We start from the raw sequence: 23,847 nt of genomic DNA, 5'->3' as shown, positions 1-23,847 counted from the left end.
TCAAAAATATTTCTCTCCGGGAATGGGATCAGGTAGTTTGGGGAGTTTTTTGTAAACCACCCCTAATAATAAAAAACTGTCGATGGGCTTGATTGAATTGATGGATAAGGCATTAAGATCCAGATTGCCTGTGAGCACAATATCCCTTTCCAGAATAGAATAACCCTCTTTTCTGACTGTCAAATGATAGGTCCCGGGCTTTAACGTAGGATCCAAAAACATCCCTTTTTCGTCGGTTGGCAACGTTTTGGGAATCGTAAGGGCCGCACTTAAAATATCAATCTGTGCGCCGGCTATGGGCGTGTTTTTTTCGTCAACGATTTTTCCGGAAAGGCGGAATCCAACTGGTGGATGGGCTCTTTTTCTTTCCCAGTGATCGATCACCCAGATGTATCCTTCTCTTTCGAAAGGCTTGGTTAGTCTGCCGCCAGAATTAGAGGTTGGCCGAAAGAGTCGCGGAGACTTTTCAGCATTCAGCATCAAAGAGCTTCTGGCAGAAAGAGCTTTTTGCATGCTGTTGCTATGTACTGTTTTGAGTACGCCCATGGCAGCCTTCTTTGTGCGGCGATCGTGGACGGTTATACTTTGACCGGGCACTCCGGCAAGCACTTTTAACTGCTGCGCTGTGTAATTTTGGACTTGAAGAACGTTGGGGTTTAACTGTGACGCAACCGCGTTTTTCAATAGGAAAGGGCCAAGAAATACAGCGGAACCGGCCAGGAGTTCGCTTTTAATGGTTTCATTACCAGGTGAATTTGCTGCCAGTTCCGGCGTTATATTTCGAACCAGGATAAATTCAGTTGGATAGGCGGGTATTGTCCCTTGAAAAGATTGAGTATCGCTTGTCGAAACTTGTACGCCGGGGTAATCCCAGTATTTGCTGAACAGAAGGTTTTCCTTAAACCAGGCCCGGGAAAGAACAACGCGGCATATATCAAAGGCGATGCTTTCGAGCGTTACAAAATCATCCTGATCGAAGACTGAACGCAAGGCTTCGCTTTCAGGATTATTTTCAAATTCGTCAGTTAGTGCGTCAATCTCATTCCTGTTCAGATGAACTTTTGCCCAAGGCTGCTGATTATATTGGTAGAGGTTATTGGGAATACAACCCATTGGATATATTTCTGCCCCTGAGCTAATGTTTTCTGCTTTTAATGTATTAAAGACTGTTTTCGCTTCCTGCCACTGGACTGCAAATGCGGATCTCTCAGCGTTTTCCTTGGGCTCATCAAAGGCTTTCATAGCATTTTCAATAACTGCTTTTGCACCGAGCGCTTTCCATTCAAGTTCTTTATCTCGCAGCGCATCCTCCAGCTCACTTAATTTTGCCTCCCATAATGCCCGGTCAGAAGGTTCTGATGCCTGGTGTGACTGAACATTTTGAAGTATCTGTTTATATTGTTTTTCAAAAGATTTGTAACGGACAAAAGATTCGGTTGGCAAATCGTCTGCGCCATACAGGATCTTTCGGGCGGATTGCTGCTTTTCAAGTTCGTCTTGATTGAAATCACGATCTTCAATCAGTCTGGCATTATTTAAAATTTCAGCATATCTGTCATACAGGAAGTTGTCTGAATCAATTTCCCAAACACCTGCTTTTTTGACAATAGAATTGGCCTTTTGAGAAAATTCTGATGCCTCATCGTAAAATCTGCCAGGATCCCGCTGATATACTTCTGCGTCAAGAAACAAAAAATCCTCGTTGGTAAAGGGAGTTGCCAGTGGAGCAAAGGCAATCTGCTTTTCACTATTAGTACCAACAATTTTTTTTATGTACTGGAACATCGCAGGAATTAAACTCATGGCTAAGAAATTTTTGGAGTGAACTGATCGTGTAAAAAACCGGATTCCCTGGCCTTTTCGCTTGAAGGCCAGGGAGAATATCGTTAAACCCAATTAGTAATGGAAAGATTTGGATTAGGAGAAAGTGGCATCAAATGGCATTTAAAGCCGATACACTGCAAGCCATCCACACTTATACCTTGGCTGTCACTATGAAACTGTCTTTTTGCTTCTGAAGTAGTTTTTTTCGCATTGCCCCCCATAAAAAAAGGACCAAAACTCAGAGCGCCTCCTGCATTGGCTGCCGATTCCAGGGTTTGTCCGACAGACAGCGAATTTCGAAATTTTAAATTTAGTCCCCGGATAAAGATCATGGAAGTGGCAAAAGCAGGCATAAGAGACTCAATGCTGGGAGGGCGCTTCCCATCACTTAAAAAGTCCCCTTTCGATTCGGGATTTGCTGGGTCAAAACGCCAGGTATTGCTCGTAAGGAAATTTAATTTAAACCAGTTGGAGCGCTGAATGCTCACTTGCGCAATTTCGAATGAAAGCTCAAAGTTGCTCATGTCTGCCTGGGTGTTTACTTTGGTTTTCGTACCGCCGCCCGACCCACCAATGTTGAACAAGCCAAGGCTTAATCCGCCCATACCGCTTGCAGTGGTGGTCGTTTTATTTGAATAGTAACTGTAATCGTTATTGGTAAAGGTAAACCGGGTCCATCCCCTTGATTTTACAAAACCGGCAGGCGCCAGCGAAGTATAATAAAAGTCCCCTCCGCTGGCAATGCCCGTCAGTTTGGCCTTGGCCATTGCGTCTTTGTAAAGCGCTTTTATTATGGTAAGATCCCGCGAGCTCATCTGGTCAATTCTTGCCGCAATGCCTTCGAATTCATTCTTGAAGCCATTGTTTATCCAGTCATTAAGAGCAAAATTGACCCGGCTTCTGTATATGTTGGCATTGATTGCGAAATCGTGAACGTCTCGGGGCGTTGAAGCAGTCAGTGCATTGATTCTTGAATTATTATAGATCAGAGAAGCTTCCTCCCAGGCCGCACGCTTCTCTGCATACGCTTTCACCAGAGGGCTCTCCTCCATCACCTTTATTTTTTCACCGGTCAGGATGTCTTCTTTTTCCCTTTCCACTTGTAGAAGCTGCCGGTATTTTTCAATTTTTGCCTTTTCGTCGGGAGTCAACTCCGTATTGGCGACCTGACTAAAACGCAGAACGAACTCGTAAATATCTGATAGTGTCCCTTCGTCATTTTTGATATTCATTCTGGTCAGCGCATCGTTGATACCGGACGCATCCGGTACAAAGTCAACAAATCGTGCAAAAGACTCGGCTTGCATATACATCTGAGTGGTGTTTGATGCCAGAAGCTCGGCCCGCTCTACGTCTGTCAACTCTCGTCTGGTTTCATTTCCGGCTGCATCTTTCGTTATCAACGATTCTGGTTTTATCACCCCTGTCAGTCCTTGCCGCAAAAAGTCAAATTCATTTTCGTCGAATGGAATACCCGGAGAGCACCAGGTAAAAAAAATATCCTCCGATTTGGGAACGGTCACTCCATCACCATTTGCAATAATGTCGTAGAGTTTAGCCAAAACTGAATTCATCAGGTTATCTGGCATTGGATTGTCAGCCATAAAAATGTATTTTTTAATTGGTACTGATCCTTTTCGTCGAACAGTGTCACGCCTCTGATTTTTGATTCCGGAGGTAAGAATTAAGGCAATACGTTTTCAACCCGACAATAAGTCGGGAAAATAAAAATAGGACTGATTTACAGGAGCAGGCTCAACAGAAGAACCAATACTGGATCAGCAATAAATGATGATAAGTTAAATGCGGTTTAGCTAATGGTTTAAGGTATCGATTTGGAAAGCCCTATAAGATATGCCATTTTTAAAACATATCTCGCCGTTATTCAACGAGTTGCCAGACAAAGATTTGAACGTCGAGTGTTACAGAAGAAGAGGAGATTATCTTTCGAATGACCAAATCTATAAAAATATTTTTGTTGTTCGCCTGTTTTTATGCTGAACTTATTAAGTGGTTTTTCTCTGAAAATTATGATGCATTTATCTGTAAAACAGGGCTTTCAATAAATGTTTATTCAGTGAGAAAGTAACATTTCCTGCTGCTTATTTGGCATAAAGGAAAAAATATTTTCCTGCTGTTTGTGGCATCATAGCCCACTATTTTCGGGAATTGAAATGCATTAGCTCCTTGTTGATCCAGGGCGCACTGTAGACAGGCAGGGTGTTTTCTTCCTCTCAAACAAGTTCTCTACGCCAAAACATTCCATTGTATTGCGACGCGCCTTTCTTAACAAAACATCTTCATGGCAGCTTCCTGATAAGCTATTCTTCACCTTTTCTGGACATGTTGAGCGGAAATTATAAAGGTTGCTGACTTATTTTCTTCGAGGCTGGACTATATCTTGTGGAAGATCGGGTAATCGCCCAAGAAAATAATCCGTAGAAAGATTGGCTGATACAGACCCTCTGGCCGTCACTAATCTTTTCAGCGTTTTAAATTCAATATCCTTTGATTTTGCATGAATCAGCGAATCGGCCTTTATATGGATATGTTTGGTTGCCGACCGGGAAATTGTCCATCCCAAAGGTAATCTCAGGTTTTGACGATTTTTAAAATCGCCGGTGCGATAGTCAATTTTAAAGCTTAAATAACGGACGTTCGGGTTGGTAAATGGTGTTAATGCTTTGTAAAGCGCATCTCTGGTATCGCTGCCTCTATTCCACGGATTGAAAAAACTATTGATCGGAATTCCCAGTCCACGGTTGGTTTTCTGAGCTTCGACCAGCTTTGGATAGCTCAATTCCTCAGACTGCGAATTCTTAAAAAACAAAATATAAGGTATGACTGTGATGTCATCTCTTCGCAGTGAATCAATGCCGGGCAGAAGTCCCGTTAAAAGTTGAACTGCAGTTTCCATACCAGTATTATCAAAATTTCCTCCATCGGTAACATGGCCCGACTGGATTCCGGTGGCGGATTTGCTGCGTGATTTAAAAAGACCGCCCGAGGTCACAAAAGGGAAACGGGAGCACATTGTCGCCGCTGTTTTCAAAGGCATATCGCGTTGTGTCACAGAAAGAATATCGACAACATCTTTGAAGCTTTGTTTGCCGTTAGTTTTTAAATTAGATACTACTGTTTTCTGGCCGGTTTCAGCAAGGGTGCCGTTTAGGATCAGTGAAGGAATTTCACAATTCACCGAATCGCGGAACAGCGCTAAATACTCATTGTTGAACGTATCGACGGTATCAGGTCCGTCAACCTGATTAAACTGATTTTTATAAGCCTGTGCCCAGGCATCTTCCAGTCGTTTCGTTCTGTCCAGCTGCCTAACAGCCCATGGGGAGATCAGTTGCAATGACTCGTTAAAAAAATATCCTCCGATTACTGGCGATACAAAGTCATTTTGCAGGACCGAATCCAAACCGCCTTTACCAAAAGACCGGTTGTTTTTATATTTTAAACTGTCGCTCAGATATGCTAAATAAAAGCATGCACCAACCCCGCCGCCTGAGACACCTGAAATAGCGAAGGTATATCTGTTAAATCCAGGAATCTGCTCATTAATACGAAATTGTAACTGGCTTGTCCATACCGCAGCCCGAATTCCGCCTCCTTCGGTGGCAATGATTATCATAGGTATACTATCGCCTGGGGCTACATGACGTGCTGATAACCATCTTGCAAACTGAGTTTTTATTTCAACCTGACGCGCGTGGATTGTATTAAACTGTCTTATCTGAGAGTTGTCGTTAAACGGAGAAATCAGATAAAAATATAGCGGAAACAACAACGCAATAGGTCTTGTTCTAAAATTTGAAAAATAGGCAATCAGCGTTCCCAGACCCGTATAAAATGAGAATCCTAAAAGCACGATATATATAGCTGAGAAGAATTGGCCGATTTCAACAGAACTTGTAAAAAGGGGAATAAGAAATAGAAAAAAAATTAGTGCCATTAATAGAACTCCTACGTACAAGCTGTAACGAAGCAACCGATTGCTGGTCAGTTCCAGAAAATCTGTTTTTAGCGAAGTCTTTTTCTGTCGTGCTGGAGTCTGGGTTTGTTTAGCTTTTAGATTACTCAGGTAAGTTTTGCGTACAGGTTGGTAAAATGTTGCTTTTTTTTGGCTTAATCGCTCGATCGAAATAAAAAGAATGACGGTAAAGACACTGTAACACACGATAACCAGACTATGCCACCCATGTCCATCCTGATTGAAAGCAAAAGCCAAAATCAACCCTGCGGATAATCCCAGAAGCCGGGGTAGCCATAACATCCAGAATTTACTAGCAATTTTATTCGATAGAATATCAACCTCATTGGGTGAAAGTAGCAAGATCCGTGAGCAGGCAAGGATCGTGATAGTCCATACGCACACTGAAATTGATTTAAACAGAAAATAATCTCTAAATATATTCTGTTGCCCAAACTCGTCAATCATATCCTGAGATTGATCCGGCAGAATAAGAACAGCAGCGCAGGCAGATAACATAAAATAAATAATGCCGACACTTCTGGATACCTGCCAGAGCGCCAGTAGATGCTGACGGAAAATTTTCATATTGTGACATTTTGAAACAGTAAATGAATCCAGGCATTGTCAGGACACATTTAATTGAAAATTGTGTCGTGCTTCCATTATTCTTCAAACATAAGGGATCTGTTATGTTTTTTGTATACCGTTTGATAAGATACAACACAGACTTATGTGTTTGAATTTCAGGCCGTTAAAATGTACTAAAACTGTCGAGTGTCTAGGGGAATGATCAGCTTTCGGAAACTATACATTTAATTTGTGAGCAGAATATTTAAAAGGGGGCGGCTGTTGGGAAGCAGAAAGACGGCATTAAATCTGCAGGTGCTCAGAAAATAGCTCACTATTAAATATTTTACCGGGACAAAAAAAAGCAACGGGCATAATCCAAGAAACTCCACCGAAAAGCCTGGTCGTTGAAGTTTTTTCAGCTCCATTCAATAATCGTCCGAGTTAATTATTCTGGTTTGAGAAATTGAACCGGATCCGGCGGTGCTACACGGATCGTCTGATAACTGACATTGAGTACTGTAATGAAAACCCACCAGGATATTTCAAGTCGATACTGATAGCTAGGAAGCCATCGTGCAATAGATACCAGGCGAGTGGTATAGAAACCGATGCGCAAAAAAACTTTACCAAACTCCAATTTCTTTAATGGGCTGTTCGGCTTTAAAAGAAGCAAATCGAAGAAGCCCAGGGGCAACTGATCATAACCGCCAGAGCAGCAAAAAGAAATGTCAGCCTGGCGGCTCACTTGTTTTGTTGAAAACTGGATTGCAAATTACAGATTGGCAATTTGTAGTCAAACTAGCTTCCAGGATTAATCATGAGAAACGGCTTTACCTTGCTCAGCGACACGCCCACATGTACTGCGGGGTTAAGATGTAAAGTATTACATTTTAAACATATGATTATTATCGCCCATTTAAAAAGGCAGCGGCGATTTTAGATAATTTTTAGTCTTTCTTCTTCGAGATCAATTTGATATAATTGTTGCCGTATCAGCGTTTCGTCGATCAGCGGATCTTTGTTAAGCTCGGTTAGGTACTGCCGCTGCACTTCCAGCAATTCCAGAAAAATAGCTTTCGTATTTTCGCTCATCCAGCTATCGTCGGACGCTTTGGCGCGCTCTTCCCACTGAAAAAGAAGCTTTTCTATGATTGCCTGATCACTGGATGCGGTTACATGCCTGCTTTTTAAAAACTGGTAAATATGTGCTTTCAATCCATGTTTTATTTTTCGCCTCGTGTCTTCTTCGGGTTGTTCTTCCACTACGCCTTCAAACAAACCAGACCGAGTTATTAAAACAGGTAGGGTTAAGCCCTGCAACACCAAAGTCAAAAATATGACGACAAATGTGATAAACAGAATCAGGTTTCGCTGCGGGAAGTCGGAACCATTTTCAAGTGTGATTGGTATTGCAAGGGCTGCTGCCAGCGAGACGACTCCGCGCATCCCTGTCCATCCTAGAAGCAGCGGCATCAGCCAGCGTCTGCGGTTAGATCTTGCATGAGGAATAACGGCGGGACGGAAGATATAAGTAGCCAGTAACGCTGCATAAGAACTGATGATGCGCGAGGCAATAAGCACCCCGGTAACAAGGACTCCCGAGCTGATCGCAGTCGTTAAAGGAATACCTTTCTGGCGCAGACCGTCAACAATTTCGGGAAGCTCGAGTCCTATGATGAGAAATACGATTCCATTCAGGATAAACACAAAACTTTCCCACACACTCGAGCTCTGAATACGGCTGGAACTGTTAAAAAATATCAGGCGCTTGGCTGATAAAAACAGCCCGCCGCTGACTACTGCAAGCACCCCGGAGCAGTGGAGCTGTTCAGCTAGCCAGTACATAAAATATGGTTCAATCAGCGTCAGGGCAATATTGGATGGGGCGTCCAGTGGAAGGCGTTTATGTGCTTGAATAAAAATCCATCCCAGGAACAATCCAATTCCTACGCCTCCGATGACCATCCATAAAAAACTTAGTGCTGCTTGTTGCAAGAAGAACTGGCCTGTTCCAACGGCGATTAACGCAAATCGGAAAATAATCAGTGAAGAGGCATCGTTGAGAAGACTTTCACCTTCCAGAATAGCTGATGTCGTTTTGGGGATTTTTACAAATTTGGTAATCGCGCCTGTACTGACCGCATCGGGCGGCGATACGATCCCACCCAGCAGAAAACCAAGTGCCAGAGTAAATCCGGGAAGAAAATGGTGGGCGACCACAGCAACAGACAAAGCGGAGAAAAAAACGACCAGAAATGCAAAACTTCCGATAATACGCCACCATTTCTTCATCTCTTTAAATGAAATGTTCCAGGAAGCTTCAAACAGAAGTGGAGGCAGGAAAATAAAAAAGATAAGATCCGGATCAATTTTTACCATCGGCAAACCGGGAAAAAAGCCGACTAGCAGCCCAGCTACGATCAAGACGATGGGATAGGCGATGCGAAGTTTACCGGCTAGCGTGTTCAGCAGCACGATCGCGGCAATCATGGCAAGAATAAAGGGTAGATTATTGTGCATCCAAAAGATTCAGTTCAGTTATGTAATGATACGAAAATATCTTTTTTTCAAGGCAATGTTATGGGCCAATTGCCTTTCACCTCTGCAAAATTTATACAAAAGTAATGTTCAAGAGTAACTACCTTTACAGTTTTGGATAACCGTAAATTCTCCGAAACCCGAGCAAGGAATAAGACTTACGTTATATGAAAATCAAGACATGTACTTACATAATTTTAAACGGCATCAAGGAACTTTATCAGCAGTGGTATAATGGGGAAAATATTTTTATGCGAGTCAATTGTCGTGATTTCGCCGATATACTCCCCATGCGCACCCGGAATAATGGTCAGATTGCAATGCGGGATTAATTTGGACATTTGCACGATATGCTCAGAACTCGCTACATCAGCATCTCCGTTGACCAAAAGAACAGGCGCGTTGATAGACTTGATTTTCTCATCACTGAAATCCTGAAAACCAATCATTCTGCTTGCGCACTTTTGATACATATTAAAAAGTTTTATGCTGTCAGGCGTGACCCTGAGAAAGGCATCTTTATACTGCTGAGGCATTTGATCGAAAGTGCCATTTTTCATAAATTCCCAGAATTCAGAGGAGGTACCTTCCCGTTTTAGCAGAATAGATCCGGCTATTATTTTCCTGCACATTTCAGGGTGCCTTATCGCAATCTGCAGGGCCGTATTGCCTCCATTGCTGAATCCGAAAAAATCCGCTTTCTTTACCCGGAGAATATTCAGGATCTGATGCACATCATCGGCATCCTGTTCAAAACTAAGTTCAGAATCTCGGTCGCTCGTTCTTCCGTGGGCCTGTAATTCTACACAGATCAACTGTCGGTATACTGCAAGCTTTGGGATAACACGTCCGAAAGTTGTTTGGATAGTAGAGCCGCCACCGTGGATAAGAACAAGAGGGAACCCCTCACCGTAAATTTCGTAGTACATTTTTATTCCATTCACATCGGCATAACCGCTTTTGTGTTTCATCTCATCAGAATTTGCTGCAGCTTCCATAATTTTTATTGGGCATAACGATTTAGTTGGTCCGGAAGATTTATTATTGAGCTAATAACAATACGAAATAATACCGCTCTCAAATTTTGTAATAAGGGCAAAGTTATGGGAATAACCGCATATGAGATGTGGGCATTTACGCAGATGAAGAGGGTATTTAGGACAAAATACCTTTTGACACACTTTAAGGAATTCTTAAGTCGGGATTATCGGTGCGGTTCAGGTTTTTCATCCTGTACAAAAACGGAGCCTTGTTGGCTGCGCCCGTAAACTTTTTTTCCAGCCTTTCCAAAACGTTAAGATCCAGGATCTTTTTTTGAAAATTGTTGCGGGCAAATGGTTTGTCAAAAATCGCTTCGTAAAGCTGCTGAACCTCTTTCATTGTAAAGGTTTCAGCCAGCAGGTTAAATGCCAGAAGTTTTTCATCAAGATGTTGTCTCAGACATTCAAGCGCCTTTTCCACAATTACATTGTGATCGATGATTAGAGTTGGTATGTTATTGATATCCAGCCAGCTGATGGATTTGTCAAGTTCTGTCTTTTGAGGAACTACTTTCTTTATATCAACCAGCGCATAATATCCGATCGAGATAAATCTCTTTGTAAACCAATCGTACTGCTCCTGGTTTTCCTTCGTTTGAATCTGCATATCGGGATTCTGACTAAGCAACTCATTCATAAAATGCTGGCTATTGCGGGCAGCTTTGCCAAAAACATAAAACTGATCCAGATAAATCTCGCTAAGCCCTGTGCGCTCCTGAAGAATTCTGCTAGCTGCGTCGTCTATGTCCTCAGCCTGATAAACAAAACCGCCGGGAAGAGCCAGGAAGTCCCCATTGAAATTCAGCGTTGAGACCAATACTTTAAGCTGCTTTGCTTCGTAACCGAAAATGACGCAATCGATAGAGAGTTGCTGAATGAAATTCTGTTCACTGATATTGTGCATTCCTGAGTATTTTGATAAGATTACGAAATTACAGTTTTCTGCCAAGCACTGAAAGTAAAAGTATCTGGCACCAGTTGTTGGCAAAGTTTGAAGGGAAGCAGGATATTGATTGGAACTGAGTTGTATAATGTAAATGTAAAACATAAAAATATTTATTGTCTAATTTATAGACAATATTAAAATTAATTATACTTTTGGTTATCGATAACCTAAATGATTTCCGCGATGCATGTAAAACCGATACTAATCAGGCTCATGTGCCTGGGCTTATATCTGTCAACTTCTCTTACCTACGCCCAAACGACTGCTTTCAACATCCTGGTTTTTTCCAAAACAGCGTCGTTCAGACATGCTTCGATCGATGCCGGAAAAAAAGCCTTGTCCAAATTGGCAACAGAGAAAGGTTTTACGACAAGTTTTACGGAAGATGCCGCGCAGTTCTCAGATAAAAATCTTCAAAAATATAATGCCGTTTTATTTTTGAACACAACCGGCGATGTTCTCAGCGACCAGCAGCAGATTGCATTTGAAAGATATATTCAGGCGGGAGGTGGTTATGTAGGTGTTCACGCGGCGACTGATACGGAATATGGCTGGGCATGGTATGGAAAATTGGCAGGAGCTTATTTTCTGGACCATCCGATGACACCCAGCAACGTCCAGAATGGTAAATTTATCGTCACTAAAAAAAATCATTGGGCTACACAGGGCATGCCCGATGAATTTGAACGAAAAGACGAATTTTACAGCTTCAAAGATATTTCTCCCAAAATAAATGTCGTTCTGAAAATTGATGAAAAAAGTTATACAGGCGGTAAAAATCCGGACTTTCACCCAATCAGCTGGTATCAGGAGTTTGATGGTGGAAGATCGTTTTATACAGCGATGGGGCATACAGATGAAACATTTTCAGAGCCATTGTTTTTGAACCACCTTTTCGCAGGTATAAAATACGCAGCTGGTGGTGCTGAGCCCAAACCTTTGGATTACCGGAAAGCAAGGCCGGAAGAAAATCGCTTTGCGAAGGTGATCCTGGAGGAAAAACTTGACGAGCCGATGGAACTCAGCGTTTTGAATGATGGCAGAGTTTTATTTATCCAGCGCAAGGGTGATGTGAGGCTTTATAATTTAAAAACAAAGGAACTCAAGACCATAGCGAAAATACCTGTCAGCCTGAAATACAAAAATAAGCAGGGGAAGGAGTCGATGGGCGAAGACGGGCTTTTGGGGCTGAATAAAGATCCGAATTTTAATGAGAATCACTGGATCTACCTTTATTATTCCGTTCCTGAGGAGCCGAAAAATATATTAGCCCGGTTTGAATTGCGGGGTGATGAGCTGGTAATGGAATCAAAAAAAGTGCTTTTGGACGTACCAACGCAGCGTGAAGAGTGCTGCCATACCGGCGGATCAATTGCCTGGGACAAAGCTGGAAACCTTTATCTATCTACCGGCGATAACACAAATCCACACGGCTCAAATGGTTATAGCCCGAGCGACGAGCAGGAGGGGAGAAGCGCGTGGGACGCACAAAAATCATCTGCGAATACCAACGATCTCCGTGGAAAAATAATACGGATTAAACCGCAGCCGGATGGTACCTACACGATACCCGACGGAAACCTTTTCCCGAAAGGAACAGCAGATACGCGTCCGGAAATTTACACTATGGGCCACCGCAATCCGTTCCGAATTTCGGTGGATCAAAAAACAAATTACGTATATTGGGGAGAGGTTGGACCTGATGCTGCCAAACCTGATTCGAGCAGAGGGCCGGCCGGTCACGATGAAGTGGGGCAGGCGCGGAAGGCTGGTAACTTCGGCTGGCCACATTTTGTAGGTGATAACAAAGCTTATAACAGATACGACTTTGCAAATAAAAAATCGCTGGAGAAGTGGGATGTTAATGCGCCTTCGAACACTTCTCCTAATAATACCGGACTCAAAGTGCTGCCTGCTGCTCAAAAAGCATTTATCTGGTATCCTTATGCGGCTTCTCAGGATTTTCCATTGGTGGGGACCGGCGGAAGAAATGCGATGGCCGGGCCTGTATTTTATGCGGATCATTTTAAAAAGGCGCCCGGCGTCTTTCCGGATTATTATAATGGCAAACTACTGGCTTACGACTGGATGCGTGGCTGGATAATGGCTGTATCTATGGACGGTGAAGGAAACTTTTCTTCCATGGAGCGCTTTATGCCAAGCTATAAATTCTCCAATCCTATGGATATGGAATTTGCAGAAAATGGTGACTTATATATGCTCGAATATGGGACAGGTTGGTTTTCTGCCAATAATGATGCACGCCTGATCCGGATCGAATACAATGGAGGGAACCGTAAACCGCAGCTTCAGATCAGTGCAAACCAAATGGGTGGAGCTGCCCCGATGGCGCTCAGACTTACTGCGAAGGGGACGATGGATGCAGACGATGACCTTCTGAAATATTCCTGGAAAGTTTCCTCGAAAAATGGTTTTCAAAAAGTGATCAATACACCAGATGCAAACTTGATACTTGCTAAAACGGGCGTTTACAAAGCTGTGCTGACGGTAAATGATGGTAAAGGCGGAATCAGTTCGCAGGCTATGGAAATTACGGTAGGCAATGAACCGCCTGTTCTGACGCTGGATATGCCTGGCAGTAACAAGTCGTTTTATGCGGCCAATAAACCATTTCATTACGACATAAATGTTCGGGATAAGGAAGATGGAACGCTGGGGAAAGGCATTGATCCTGAGCAGGTCGCCGTCAGCATTGACTACCTGGCCGAAGGTTTTGATAAAATCGCGATTGCTCAGGGGCACCGTTCCGCGGATGCGAGTGCTTTGTTTGCCAACGGCAAAAAGCTGATCGAAGCAAGCGATTGCAAAGCCTGCCACAGCGTCGACAAGAAGTCGATCGGACCTGCTTATCGGGAAGTGGCCGCAAAATATAAAGGGGATAATTCAGCAGCTGAAAAACTGACTAAAAAGGTGATTTCCGGCGGTGGTGGCGTTTGGGGCGAGACAGCGATGGCAGCACATCCGCAATTAACGGCAGGCGAAGCGTCGGAAATGGTTAAGTATATTTTAAATATCAGCAATGAAAAATCAAAGGTGAAGTCATTGCCTGTAAAAGGTACCTACGTGGCCAAAGTTCCTTCGGGCGATAAAGGGAAAGGGATTTTTATCGTCAGGGCCTCCTATGAAGACAGTGGCGCGAGCGGGCTTCCGTCTGTAAGATCTGAGCAGTCATTTACCCTTAGAAATTCAAAAATAGATGTACATGGTTTCGATGATTACGATAATATGATGAAGGTTTCTAACAATGGTATGAATCTGGCGATAGCTTCAAAGCCGGGCGCTTATATGGTATTGAAACAAATCGATCTGAATGCGATTTCGGAATTACAGATCCAGGCAATGGCTCCCAAGCCGCAGCTAAATGCGGCCGGTGGAAAAATTGAATTGCGAATGGATAGTCCTTCGGGAGCTTTGATTGGGGAATCTGCGCTGCTGGAACCGTCCGAAGCGCTGGACTTTAAGCCAACATTGCTTTCCGTACCCGTTAAGACCCCTTCAAAATCAGATAGCCAACTACACGATGTGTATCTTGTTTTCGTAAATCCCAAAGCAGAAGAGCATTCACTGATGATTGTTATTGGCTCGGAATTTAAACTTTTAGAAAACGCCGAGCAGTAGTTTAACGCTTACAGGCCACACTTTTTTTTAATACAAGAAGATGATAAAAAATAATACAAGCCGCCGTAATTTTCTCCGTCAGTCTACAGCTTTGGCCTTGACACTTCCTTTTTTAGGTGTTGAAACAGTTGGTGCAAAACCACCTAAGGCAGTCGGTCTGCAGCTTTATACCTTACGTAAAGAAATCAGCAAAAGTCCTGAAGAAGTATTAAAGCAGGTGGCGCAAATCGGCTACAAAGAGGTTGAGACTTTCGGGTATGCTTCCGGTAAATATTTTGGCAAAACGCCTAAAGAATTAAAGGATCTGCTTTCAGGACTTGGATTAACAAGTCCAAGCGGTCATTATATGCCCGGTAATTTAAGGAAAGATTGGGACACAATTGTCGGAGAGGCAGCTGAGTTAGGACAAAAATATATGGCTTGTGCTTACCTTTTTCCTAATGAGCGCAAAACGATAGATGACTGGAAAAAGATCGCTGAGATGTTTAACAAAGCCGGAGAAGAGACCAAAAAGTCGGGTATCCAGTTCGCATATCATAACCACGATTTTGAATTTCAACCAATTGATGGGCAGGTTCCCTACGATGTACTTCTAAAAGAAACGGATCCGGAGCTTGTGAAAATGGAACTTGATCTTTACTGGGCATATTATGCGGGAAAAGACCCGGTTGAAATGTTTTTGAATAATCCTGGAAGGTTTCCGCTGATGCATTTTAAAGATATGGCCAAAACTGAAAAAAGAGAATTTGCAGAAGTTGGCACCGGATCTATTGATTTTCAAAAAATATTGAAAAACGCTAAAACGGCCGGTTTAAAACATTTTTACGTCGAGCAGGATGAATGTAAAATTGCACCAATGGATGCCATTACGATCAGTTACCGTAATGTTCTAAAATTGCAGGCCTAATAATAAAAACGGGGATACTGCCTGACTATTCATCTGACTGAGTGAATTAAAATTAAAAAGTATAAACCAATTTAAACAACTGAAACAATGAAAAAACTTAATTTAATTTGCTTGTTTTTGATGCTGGGTATCGTTTTTAACGGCAACTCTCAAACGGCTGTACCGGCTGATTTTTTCGTGGGAAAATGGGAAGTTACCATTATCGGTACGCCAAACGGAGATTCGAAAATGATCATAGACCTGGTCAGAACGGACGGCAAGCTTTCGGGGCAAATGTCGAACCCGGCGGAACCTACTGCTGAAAAGACGCCTGTGACCGTTGATGAAAACGCGGATTTGCTCGATCTGGCATTCAATGCGCAGGGCTATGATGTAACGATCAACCTGAAAAAAGTTGACGAGGATAATTTAAAGGGAAGTTTGATGGGTATGTTCGATACGACTGCGAAACGGGTGAAGTAGAATCGTCCAGCAGTCTGATTTTATAATTTGTTCCCTGTTAAATGGTTTTTTAGAAAAACGATTTGACAGGGAACAAATCAATTTGTCGGATTATTTGGAAAATGTCCAAGCGGCCGCAGGAAATATCGCTGATTAATGCTAACCTGGCAGCGAAGTTAATCTTCTGTAGTTTGATATTGACCGTTAATAAAAAAACTAGTAAGCTCCCGGGCGATACTTTTTAGGTCCTGATAATGTATAGGTTTCGTGTAAAAAGTATTTACACCTGCTCTGTAAGCCGATTCAATCAAAGTGAAATCATTGGTTGTAGACAACATCACAACAGGGATATGGTCAAAACAACGGCTTGATCGAATGTATTGCAGCGTTTCCATTCCATTCATTTTGGGCATATTCATGTCCAGTAAGATTAGGGATGGTTGGTCGCCAGGCGTAAGCTCTATTTTTTCAATCAGTTCCGCACCATTTTCACATGAAATGATTTTTATATCTCGATCAACGGATTTAACAGCTTCTGAAATCAAAAGCATGTCATCAATATCGTCTTCGACAATATAAATTATTTTTTCAATTTTCATAGTCAGAGTGGGTTATTCAACTGCAAAACTACAAAGATTTTGGATTGTGTTCAAATCTAGTTTGACAGCCATTACTATAAGCTGACGGGTCAAATTCTATTTCAAACCAGTGAAGATTCGGGGTGCTGAAACCTCAATGAATGACTCAGCCATTTTTCGAGTCAATATTATTAAGATAAATTGGGAACAAAAATTGTAGTGTGTTGAGCAGAAAATGCTATTTTGCGAGCTGAATGCTTTAAACCAATTTATTTTCACAACAAATATCAAAACCAGTTTATGGAAAAGTACGCACAAATTAAGCAGCTTGTAACTGAAGCAGAGGGAGATTTCAAAGCGTTTTATGAAAAAGGCAACAAAGCTGCCGGAACCCGGGTTCGCGGTGTTATGCAGCAATTAAAAGGACTGGCTCAGGAAATCAGAGCCGAGGTTACCGAGAAAAAAGGAGAAGTGAAATAAGCAGAAAACTTATAGGTTTAAGAGAGGCCGCTGGAAACAGACGGCCTCTTTTGCATTTCATTGGATCTGGTCGGTTATAATTACGCTGTTGCCTGAACAAATTTGCATGGTGTGTAGGTGCAGGCAAAAGTCTACGGCGTCACCCTTTGGAGTGATCTCTTTTACCAAATTTTTTGGTTAGCATAGCCGATACCTGTATGGAATTTAGAATAAAGTTTTTATTAATATGGATCTTGGTCTTCGACGTATCCAGTGCAGTTTATGGACAATACGGACCATCTGATACCGCGAACTCCGTCAATATTCCACCGCTGTTTGATGTCAGAAAGTTCGGTGCGAAAGGGGATTCAGTTACCCTGAATACTAAATCTATACAAAAAGCAATTGATCAGTGTGCCCGCAAAGGGGGAGGCGTTGTCCTTATTTCTGGCGGTGTCTATTCCTCAGGTGCCATTTTTTTAAAAGAAAATGTCCGAATAAGAATAGAAAAGAATGCAAAACTTAGGGCAGTTGACGGAATCGGGAACTACCCTATTATCAAAAACACGCGTATCGCTGGCATTGAAATGGACTGGCCGTCGGCCTTCATCAATGCGGTTAACGTTAAAAACGTGGGCCTTGATGGCGAGGGAATAATCGATGGGTCAGGTTATTATTGGTGGGAACCATACTGGATTAAACGAGATAGTTTGTCAAAAACCGTTCTGCCGGATTTGATTGACTGGTATGTTCCAAGGCCCAGGCTAATATTATTTGATAAGGTGTCTGACGCCCGAATAACGGGTTTGAAGCTTAGGAATTCAGGTTTTTGGACCGTGCATATCTGTTATAGTAAAAGGGTGGAGTTACTCGGGCTGGATATATATAACCCGGTTTTAGAAGACGGCAAGCGGGCCGCGAGCACAGACGGCATTGATCTTGATTCCAGCAGTGATATTATCATTAGAAATTGCAAAATTTCGGTGGACGACGATTGTATCGCAATAAAATCCGGACGAGGTTCAGACGGGCTTCGGGTAAATATTCCCACTCAAAATGTACTTATTGAACATTGTTCATTTTTAAAGGGCCACGGCGGTGTTTCCATAGGCACCGAGACTGCCGGTGGAATTAACAACATTATGATCCGTAACTGCAAAGCTGATGGAAATAACGCGGCAATCAAGTTTAAACCAAGGCCGGGAAGGGGCGGAGTGATTGAAAATATAACCTACCAGGGCTGGGAGATAAAAAACGGAGCTGTTGCTGTGGACTATTCGCTTCGTAAAGTCGATGGCAAGGATTATGTCGATGAGTGGCAAATGATACAGGTGCCGTTTGAAAAAGCAACGCCAAAATATCGTAATATAACGATCCGCGATATCAAGGCAACAAATATGAAAAAAGCAGTTAGTTTTCTTGGCTGGCCCAAAGCGCATGCTGAAAATGTGCTCTTTCAGGATGTTTATCTGCAAGCAGAGCAGGCCGGAATTTTTCAGTACATCGACAATCTTGTGCTAAAAAACGTGACGATAGAATCACCTGGAAATTCTGTTCAGTTTTTAGATATAGTGAATCTGATGCGCTGATGTAACAGGCTGGACTTTTTTATCTGCAAAAAAAGAAATTTCTTAATTTAAAGGGTGGTATAGTTGACCATAAAGTTTCCGTTTTCCCCGATCGCGCACATAGAAATCCTGCTATAAAGATCTCCCGCAGCTGCACATAGATTTAAAGTAGGTTGCACTTTTACCTTTCTCTTTTTATACCAATTTATTATATCCTCAGAACAGAATCCGGCTTTTCGAAGGCGGAAATTCGAATATCCCGTGACGAAGATCAATTTTTCCTGGCCAATACAAGTTATTTAGTTCCATATGCTGTGTTAACTCTTTTTTGAAGATTTTCTGATGTTTTTCAATTCCGGCAATTTTTTTTTGATAAATATTTCGTTTTGTAACAGACTGATATATAGCCACGAATTCAATATTATTTCAAAATCTTATATCATTTCGGAAGGCGTCAGTTGCATTAAAGTAAATTTTTATACCCTACTAAGTCTATATACTTTATAAAAATTTATACATTTGTGCCCATACAAACAAAACATCATTTTATGAAGTCAACTTTCCCATTCAGAATGCTTGGTTGTTGGAAAATCCAGTTACGCAGTCCCCAAGCATATTCAGAAGTTCAATAGGCCAAAAGATGCGCATTTGAGCTTCTATTGGCCCTATTACGATAATAAAACACAGATACCACCAAAAAAAGTAGCATGAAACAATTTTTAAAGTCAGCCACCCTCTTAGTTGCGATCTTTTTCCCTTTATTTTTAGCTGCACAAGACCCAACCATAAACGCAACAGTTTCTGGTAAGATTCTGGATGCGCGTACTGACGAGGCACTCATCGGAGCGACCGTTACAATTAAAGGAACAACAAATGGTGATGTGACCGACGCAAACGGAGAATTCAGTTTGGTGACAGGTCAAAAATTACCATTTACATTGATCGTATCTTACATTGGATATTTGAAGAAAGAAGTACAGATTACCGGCAGTAAGGTTGAAATTAAACTTGAGCCTAATAATACACAGCTAGAAGACGTCGTGATTTCTTCGCGCCGTCGTCAGGAATCTGCTCAGGAAGTACCTATTCCGATTTCCGTTATTGGTGGAACAAGAGCAGAAGATGCAGGTGCATTCAACGTAAATCGCCTTAAAGAATTAGTGCCGACCGTTCAGTTGTATGCTTCAAATGCAAGAAACACGACATTGAATATCCGAGGGTTGGGATCGACTTTCGGTCTGACTAACGACGGTGTTGACCCAGGCGTAGGTTTCTATGTGGACGGGGTTTATTATGCACGTCCTGCCGCTACTGCTCTTGATTTTATTGATATCGAGCGGGTGGAAATACTACGCGGACCGCAAGGGACTCTGTTCGGAAAAAACACAACTGCTGGAGCTTTCAATATCACAACAAGATCGGCCAGCTTTACTCCGGGAGCAAACTTTGAAATGAGCTATGGCAATTTAGGATTTATTCAGGCGAAAGCGTCGGTGACCGGCCCGATCAGCAAGAAATTAGCAGCGCGTGTTTCGTTCACAGGGACACAGCGAAACGGCACATTTTTTAATGTACATACGCAGTTACCAATCAACGATATCAATAATATTGGTGTCAGGGGCCAAATACTTTATACGCCAAACGAAAATGTGAATATTACTGTGATCGGTGATATTTCGGATCAAAAACCTACGGGTTATGGGTGGCCGGTTGCGGGTGTAGTTCCAACCAAAAGAGCTGCTTACCGTCAATTTGATGCCATTATTGCTGATCTGGGTTACACGCTTCCTTACAAAAGTGCATTTGAGCGTAAGCTGGATTTGGACACCCCGTCAAAAGCGGACAACCAGCTGGGCGGTGTCTCCGTTAATGCAGACATTAAAATTGGCAGAGGAACGTTGACCTCAACTTCCGCTTGGCGCTACTGGAAATGGACTCCTCTGAACGATCGAGATTACATCGGATTGCCGGTATTTACGATTTCTTCGGGTAATTCAAAACACGACCAGTGGTCTCAGGAGATACGTTATTCAGGTAAGATATCTCCTAAGTTAAGTGGCGTTGTCGGTGTTTTTGGCCTTTGGCAAGACTTAACCTCGGATCCGGTTCAAACAGAGGAGGCGGGTTCTGCGCAATGGAGATTCGCACAAAGTTCAACGAGTGCTCTATGGAAGACGCCTGGTCTTTTCGACAATTTTGGTATTCGTACAACAAACCGGATCAAGAGTACCAGCTTAGCGGTATTCGCTCAGGCTGACTGGGTTATTACCAATAAATTACACCTTTTACCGGGTATCCGTTACAACTACGACAAGAAGGTTGTTGATTATGACCGGGTTGCTTATGGTGGATTACAGACGACGGACCCAGCTTTGCTTGCGTTAAAAAATGGAGTGTATAGTAATCAGGCATTTAATACTGATTATTCGGAAGGGAATTTCTCAGGGCAGTTGTCGTTACAGTACAAAGCTGCAAGCAATTTAAATGCTTATGCGACCTACTCGATTGGCTATAAGCCAATTGGTGTGAATGTAGGTGGTCTGCCAACTGCCAACGGTCAGGTGCTGATTGATCTTGCTAATGTGAAACCTGAATACGTGGACCACAAAGAAATCGGTTTAAAAACTAAACCTTCAACTAATTCAGTCTTGAATCTTACTGTTTACCGTTCCGATATAAAAGATTATCAAACACAGGTACAAACGCCAGAACCGGGCGTGAACCGCGGTTACCTTGCAAACGCCGAAAAAGTACGCGTACAAGGTGCCGAATTAGACGGAAATATCCGTTTTTCAAATCTGACCTTGAATGCAGCTGTTGCATACACAGACGGTAAATATGTGCGTTTTGAAAATGCACCTGTACCTTTGGAGGAAGTAGGAGGGGCCCAGGCGTTTAAGGATGTATCCGGAGGAAGACTTCCAGGTATTTCGAAATGGTCTGGTTCGATTGGTGGCGAAGTTGTTGTAAAGGGAAGTTTTGTTGGACTAAAAGGAAATTACTTTGCAGCGGTTGATGAGTTCTTGCGTTCGGAATTCTCATCAAGTCCATCTCCGTCGGAATATTTAAATATTGGGGGATATGGCCTTACAAATGCCAGGATAGGTTTTAGAGCCTCTAATGGCCTCTCTTTTTTCCTTTGGGGAAGAAACCTTTTCAACAAAAATTATTACGAACAACTTTTAGCTGCTCCCGGAAGTTACGGACAGTATGCAGGGATTGTAGGAGATCAGCGTACTTATGGCGTAACAGTAAGATTTACTTACTAGCAGCAAACTATATAAAAAGCGGTAGCAAATTTTATTTTTTGCTACCGTTTTTTTTGCGAGGTGCTCTTTAAGTTTTCCCTTGCAATGATTGTGCTGTAAAAAGATTCGGGTACTCTATGCTGCTACATCCAGATAGGTTTTATCCTGATTATTCGCACACCCAGATTATTTATTTTTTACCCTCTTTCGCAGGATCCTGGTTTTTGCACCCGGATGGAAACTGCCCGCGATCCAACGAACGAAGTTCTCGGTATTTTTTATGTAAATTTTCTTCGTCAAGGGCTTTGTCGGTGATGATTCAACTTCTTGTCGGTAGCTGTCCAGCAGGCTTTCAATGACTAACATCATTTCAGGGTTTGTTTTCATATTGGAGGGTTTGATAATTTGAGGGTTTGTTTTGTTGTCAGACCAGGCCAGATGCTGAGCGGACCAGACTAATAAATGCCGCGGGTTCTGAGTGTTTAGATAAAAAAAAGTCTGCGCCTGCCGCCAGTATATCCCTGATACTTTCAGAGTCGTCTCTGCCTGAAAATGCGATAATTTTGGTTAAAGGCCAGTTTTTTTTAAGGATAACAGCAGCTTGAAAGCCGGTCATTATGGGCATTTCCATGTCCAGAACAATAATGTCCGGTTTTTGGGAGGATTGTTGCATTTTCTCGATGCAATCCTGACCATTTTCAGCTTCGAAAGCAATGTTGATATTATTATTGGACAACATGTACCGGGTAGCATGCCGCACCAAGGCGTTGTCGTCTACAATAGCAACTTCAAAAGGAGGAATTTTCATGGGATCGTTGAATTTATATTTCATTGGGGAGTTTGCCTGTGTATCGCTTAAACCATATTGAGAATGTACTTGATTTTTTAAAGCCCAATACGATAGCAAGTTCTTTGATTGTCATCTCCTTACGGTTTAGGACATCATAAGCATATATCATTTGAAGCTTTCTAAAATATACCAATGGCGTGGTATGGTAAATCGTTTTGAAAGTATTTTTCAATTTGCTTGGCGAAATATAAAATGTCGCTGCCAGCGCATTAATACCAGGAAATTTTTCCTGTAAATGGGCTTCAAGTTCATGGATTACCCTGGCTACAAGCTCTTCATCTGCCTTTGGAATTTTTAAAACAGCCGAAACCGGTGCAGATGCTTTGAAAAACAAATTAGTGATTTCAAAAGCGCTCGCTGTAATTGAAAGGAGACTGTTAAAATCCTCCCGTGCATATTTTAACAGGTAATGCAGCTTTTGGATTGCCATGGTTTCAGACTCCGACGTGATGCGAATAATGGGATCGTTGACGTTACCGTCTTCTATCAGAAAAAAAGGAGTGTTATCTGCGGCAAAATTTAGTAGCCTGTTTAGGTAGGTAATAGAAAAAACCAGCCTGTAACATACTACAGGGACCTTTTTCCGGACATATATCTGATAGGTAGTTGATGGTCCACTAAATACGGCAATGTTTTTGGCCCATTTTATTTCATGGTTTATTTGATAGCCAATCGAACTTCGCGTCTCATAATAATTGATGGAATAATAAGAACTCTTGGCAGTTTTTGGTTGGTAAACATAGGAAGAATCAATCTTTTCCTCCGTTTTTAAGGACAGCACCCAGAAGCCACTGTTAATCTGCTCAAAATAAATTTCGGACTGACCATATCGCGTGTCAGACAGGTATAATTTCCTGGCAGAATTGTTATTTACAGGATCATTCTGTAAGCACTTGATATATTGCAAAGGCTCCATCCTCCGGAGGATTACCTCTTGAAATCGTTCTTTCATGAAAAATGTAATGCTTTTAGGAGTGATTTAAAACCAATCCAGGCACTACGTTGACTTTTTTTACAACGCTGAGTTTTAAGACTGGCAATTTTAGTGAATTAAATGGCTTTAAAAAGACTTAAATTGTACCTGATAAGCCAAGATTAAATATCTTACCGCAATTGCGTCCAAAGCCCTCCGGGTTTGGGATAGTTTAGGTGATTTAAATTTGTAAAGCTGAATATTTTCAAGTCGCTGAATCAGAGCTTAGAATAGCATAGATATAGATTAGTTGTTATTTTAGCCATTTAAATTGTTTCTTTTTTTGA

General features: G+C 42.2%; 17 protein-coding genes. 6 read left to right on the top strand and 11 right to left on the bottom strand.

Going from position 1 to position 23,847, the window contains the following annotated elements; translation table 11 throughout:
* The 7 genes from BMY70_RS00895 to BMY70_RS00860 form a co-directional block, all read right to left on the bottom strand.
* A complete protein-coding gene (locus tag BMY70_RS00895) occupies nucleotides 1-1,803 on the bottom strand; it encodes a carboxypeptidase-like regulatory domain-containing protein (protein ID WP_090330872.1) in 1,803 nt (600 codons plus the stop codon).
* An 83-nt stretch (nucleotides 1,804-1,886) separates the two neighbouring features.
* Nucleotides 1,887-3,428, bottom strand: a complete 1,542-nt coding sequence (locus BMY70_RS00890; RefSeq protein ID WP_090330869.1) for a hypothetical protein — start codon at nucleotides 3,426-3,428, stop codon at nucleotides 1,887-1,889.
* A 770-nt stretch (nucleotides 3,429-4,198) separates the two neighbouring features.
* Nucleotides 4,199-6,388, bottom strand: a complete 2,190-nt coding sequence (locus tag BMY70_RS00885; RefSeq protein WP_090330866.1) for a hypothetical protein — start codon at nucleotides 6,386-6,388, stop codon at nucleotides 4,199-4,201.
* A 430-nt stretch (nucleotides 6,389-6,818) separates the two neighbouring features.
* On the bottom strand, nucleotides 6,819-7,118 hold the full coding sequence (locus BMY70_RS00875; RefSeq protein WP_090330858.1) for a hypothetical protein: 300 nt from the start codon (nucleotides 7,116-7,118) through the stop codon (nucleotides 6,819-6,821).
* 191 nt (nucleotides 7,119-7,309) lie between these two features.
* Nucleotides 7,310-8,893 (bottom strand): Na+/H+ antiporter, encoded by a 1,584-nt coding sequence (locus BMY70_RS00870; protein WP_090330856.1) that lies wholly within the window; start codon nucleotides 8,891-8,893, stop codon nucleotides 7,310-7,312.
* Nucleotides 8,894-9,108: 215 nt separating this feature from the next.
* Nucleotides 9,109-9,909 (bottom strand): alpha/beta fold hydrolase, encoded by an 801-nt coding sequence (locus BMY70_RS00865; RefSeq protein ID WP_090330852.1) that lies wholly within the window; start codon nucleotides 9,907-9,909, stop codon nucleotides 9,109-9,111.
* Nucleotides 9,910-10,093: 184 nt separating this feature from the next.
* Complete coding sequence (locus BMY70_RS00860; RefSeq protein ID WP_090332544.1) at nucleotides 10,094-10,855, bottom strand: NrtR DNA-binding winged helix domain-containing protein; 762 nt, start codon at nucleotides 10,853-10,855, stop codon at nucleotides 10,094-10,096.
* A 255-nt stretch (nucleotides 10,856-11,110) separates the two neighbouring features.
* Between BMY70_RS00860 and BMY70_RS00855 the strand changes: the two genes are divergently transcribed.
* From BMY70_RS00855 to BMY70_RS00845, 3 genes are all read left to right on the top strand, one after another.
* Nucleotides 11,111-14,536, top strand: a complete 3,426-nt coding sequence (locus BMY70_RS00855) for a ThuA domain-containing protein (protein WP_229209480.1) — start codon at nucleotides 11,111-11,113, stop codon at nucleotides 14,534-14,536.
* A gap of 40 nt (nucleotides 14,537-14,576) precedes the next feature.
* Entirely contained in the window at nucleotides 14,577-15,443 is an 867-nt protein-coding gene (locus BMY70_RS00850) for a sugar phosphate isomerase/epimerase family protein (RefSeq protein ID WP_090330849.1), read from the top strand.
* An 87-nt stretch (nucleotides 15,444-15,530) separates the two neighbouring features.
* A complete protein-coding gene (locus BMY70_RS00845) occupies nucleotides 15,531-15,905 on the top strand; it encodes a hypothetical protein (protein ID WP_090330846.1) in 375 nt (124 codons plus the stop codon).
* Between the two features lie 155 nt (nucleotides 15,906-16,060).
* On the opposite strand, the gene BMY70_RS00840 is transcribed toward BMY70_RS00845, so the two are convergent.
* On the bottom strand, nucleotides 16,061-16,483 hold the full coding sequence (locus BMY70_RS00840; protein WP_090330844.1) for a response regulator: 423 nt from the start codon (nucleotides 16,481-16,483) through the stop codon (nucleotides 16,061-16,063).
* A 279-nt stretch (nucleotides 16,484-16,762) separates the two neighbouring features.
* On the opposite strand from BMY70_RS00840, the gene BMY70_RS00835 reads away from it, so the two are divergent.
* The 3 genes from BMY70_RS00835 (at nucleotide 16,763) to BMY70_RS00820 (ending at nucleotide 21,758) form a co-directional block, all read left to right on the top strand.
* Nucleotides 16,763-16,942 (top strand): BF3379 family histone-like protein, encoded by a 180-nt coding sequence (locus BMY70_RS00835; protein ID WP_090330841.1) that lies wholly within the window; start codon nucleotides 16,763-16,765, stop codon nucleotides 16,940-16,942.
* 197 nt (nucleotides 16,943-17,139) lie between these two features.
* Nucleotides 17,140-18,510, top strand: a complete 1,371-nt coding sequence (locus tag BMY70_RS00830) for a glycoside hydrolase family 28 protein (protein WP_090330838.1) — start codon at nucleotides 17,140-17,142, stop codon at nucleotides 18,508-18,510.
* A gap of 686 nt (nucleotides 18,511-19,196) precedes the next feature.
* A complete protein-coding gene (locus BMY70_RS00820) occupies nucleotides 19,197-21,758 on the top strand; it encodes a TonB-dependent receptor (RefSeq protein WP_090330832.1) in 2,562 nt (853 codons plus the stop codon).
* 165 nt (nucleotides 21,759-21,923) lie between these two features.
* Here the strand turns inward: BMY70_RS00820 and BMY70_RS00815 are convergent, their stop codons facing one another.
* Genes BMY70_RS00815 through BMY70_RS00805 form a run of 3 tightly spaced genes read right to left on the bottom strand, consistent with a single transcriptional unit; the run spans nucleotide 21,924 to nucleotide 23,539 of the window.
* Nucleotides 21,924-22,124, bottom strand: coding sequence for a hypothetical protein (locus tag BMY70_RS00815; protein ID WP_090330829.1), 201 nt, complete (start codon nucleotides 22,122-22,124; stop codon nucleotides 21,924-21,926).
* 37 nt (nucleotides 22,125-22,161) lie between these two features.
* Nucleotides 22,162-22,569 (bottom strand): response regulator, encoded by a 408-nt coding sequence (locus tag BMY70_RS00810; RefSeq protein ID WP_090330827.1) that lies wholly within the window; start codon nucleotides 22,567-22,569, stop codon nucleotides 22,162-22,164.
* Nucleotides 22,559-23,539 (bottom strand): helix-turn-helix domain-containing protein, encoded by a 981-nt coding sequence (locus tag BMY70_RS00805; RefSeq protein WP_090330824.1) that lies wholly within the window; start codon nucleotides 23,537-23,539, stop codon nucleotides 22,559-22,561. The genes BMY70_RS00810 and BMY70_RS00805 overlap by 11 nt, the downstream gene beginning before the upstream one ends.
* Nucleotides 23,540-23,847 lie beyond the last annotated feature (308 nt).

Origin of the sequence: Dyadobacter koreensis (genome assembly GCF_900108855.1) — a bacterium.
Taxonomy (GTDB): domain Bacteria; phylum Bacteroidota; class Bacteroidia; order Cytophagales; family Spirosomataceae; genus Dyadobacter; species Dyadobacter koreensis.
This window is presented reverse-complemented; position numbering and strand designations above follow the sequence as displayed.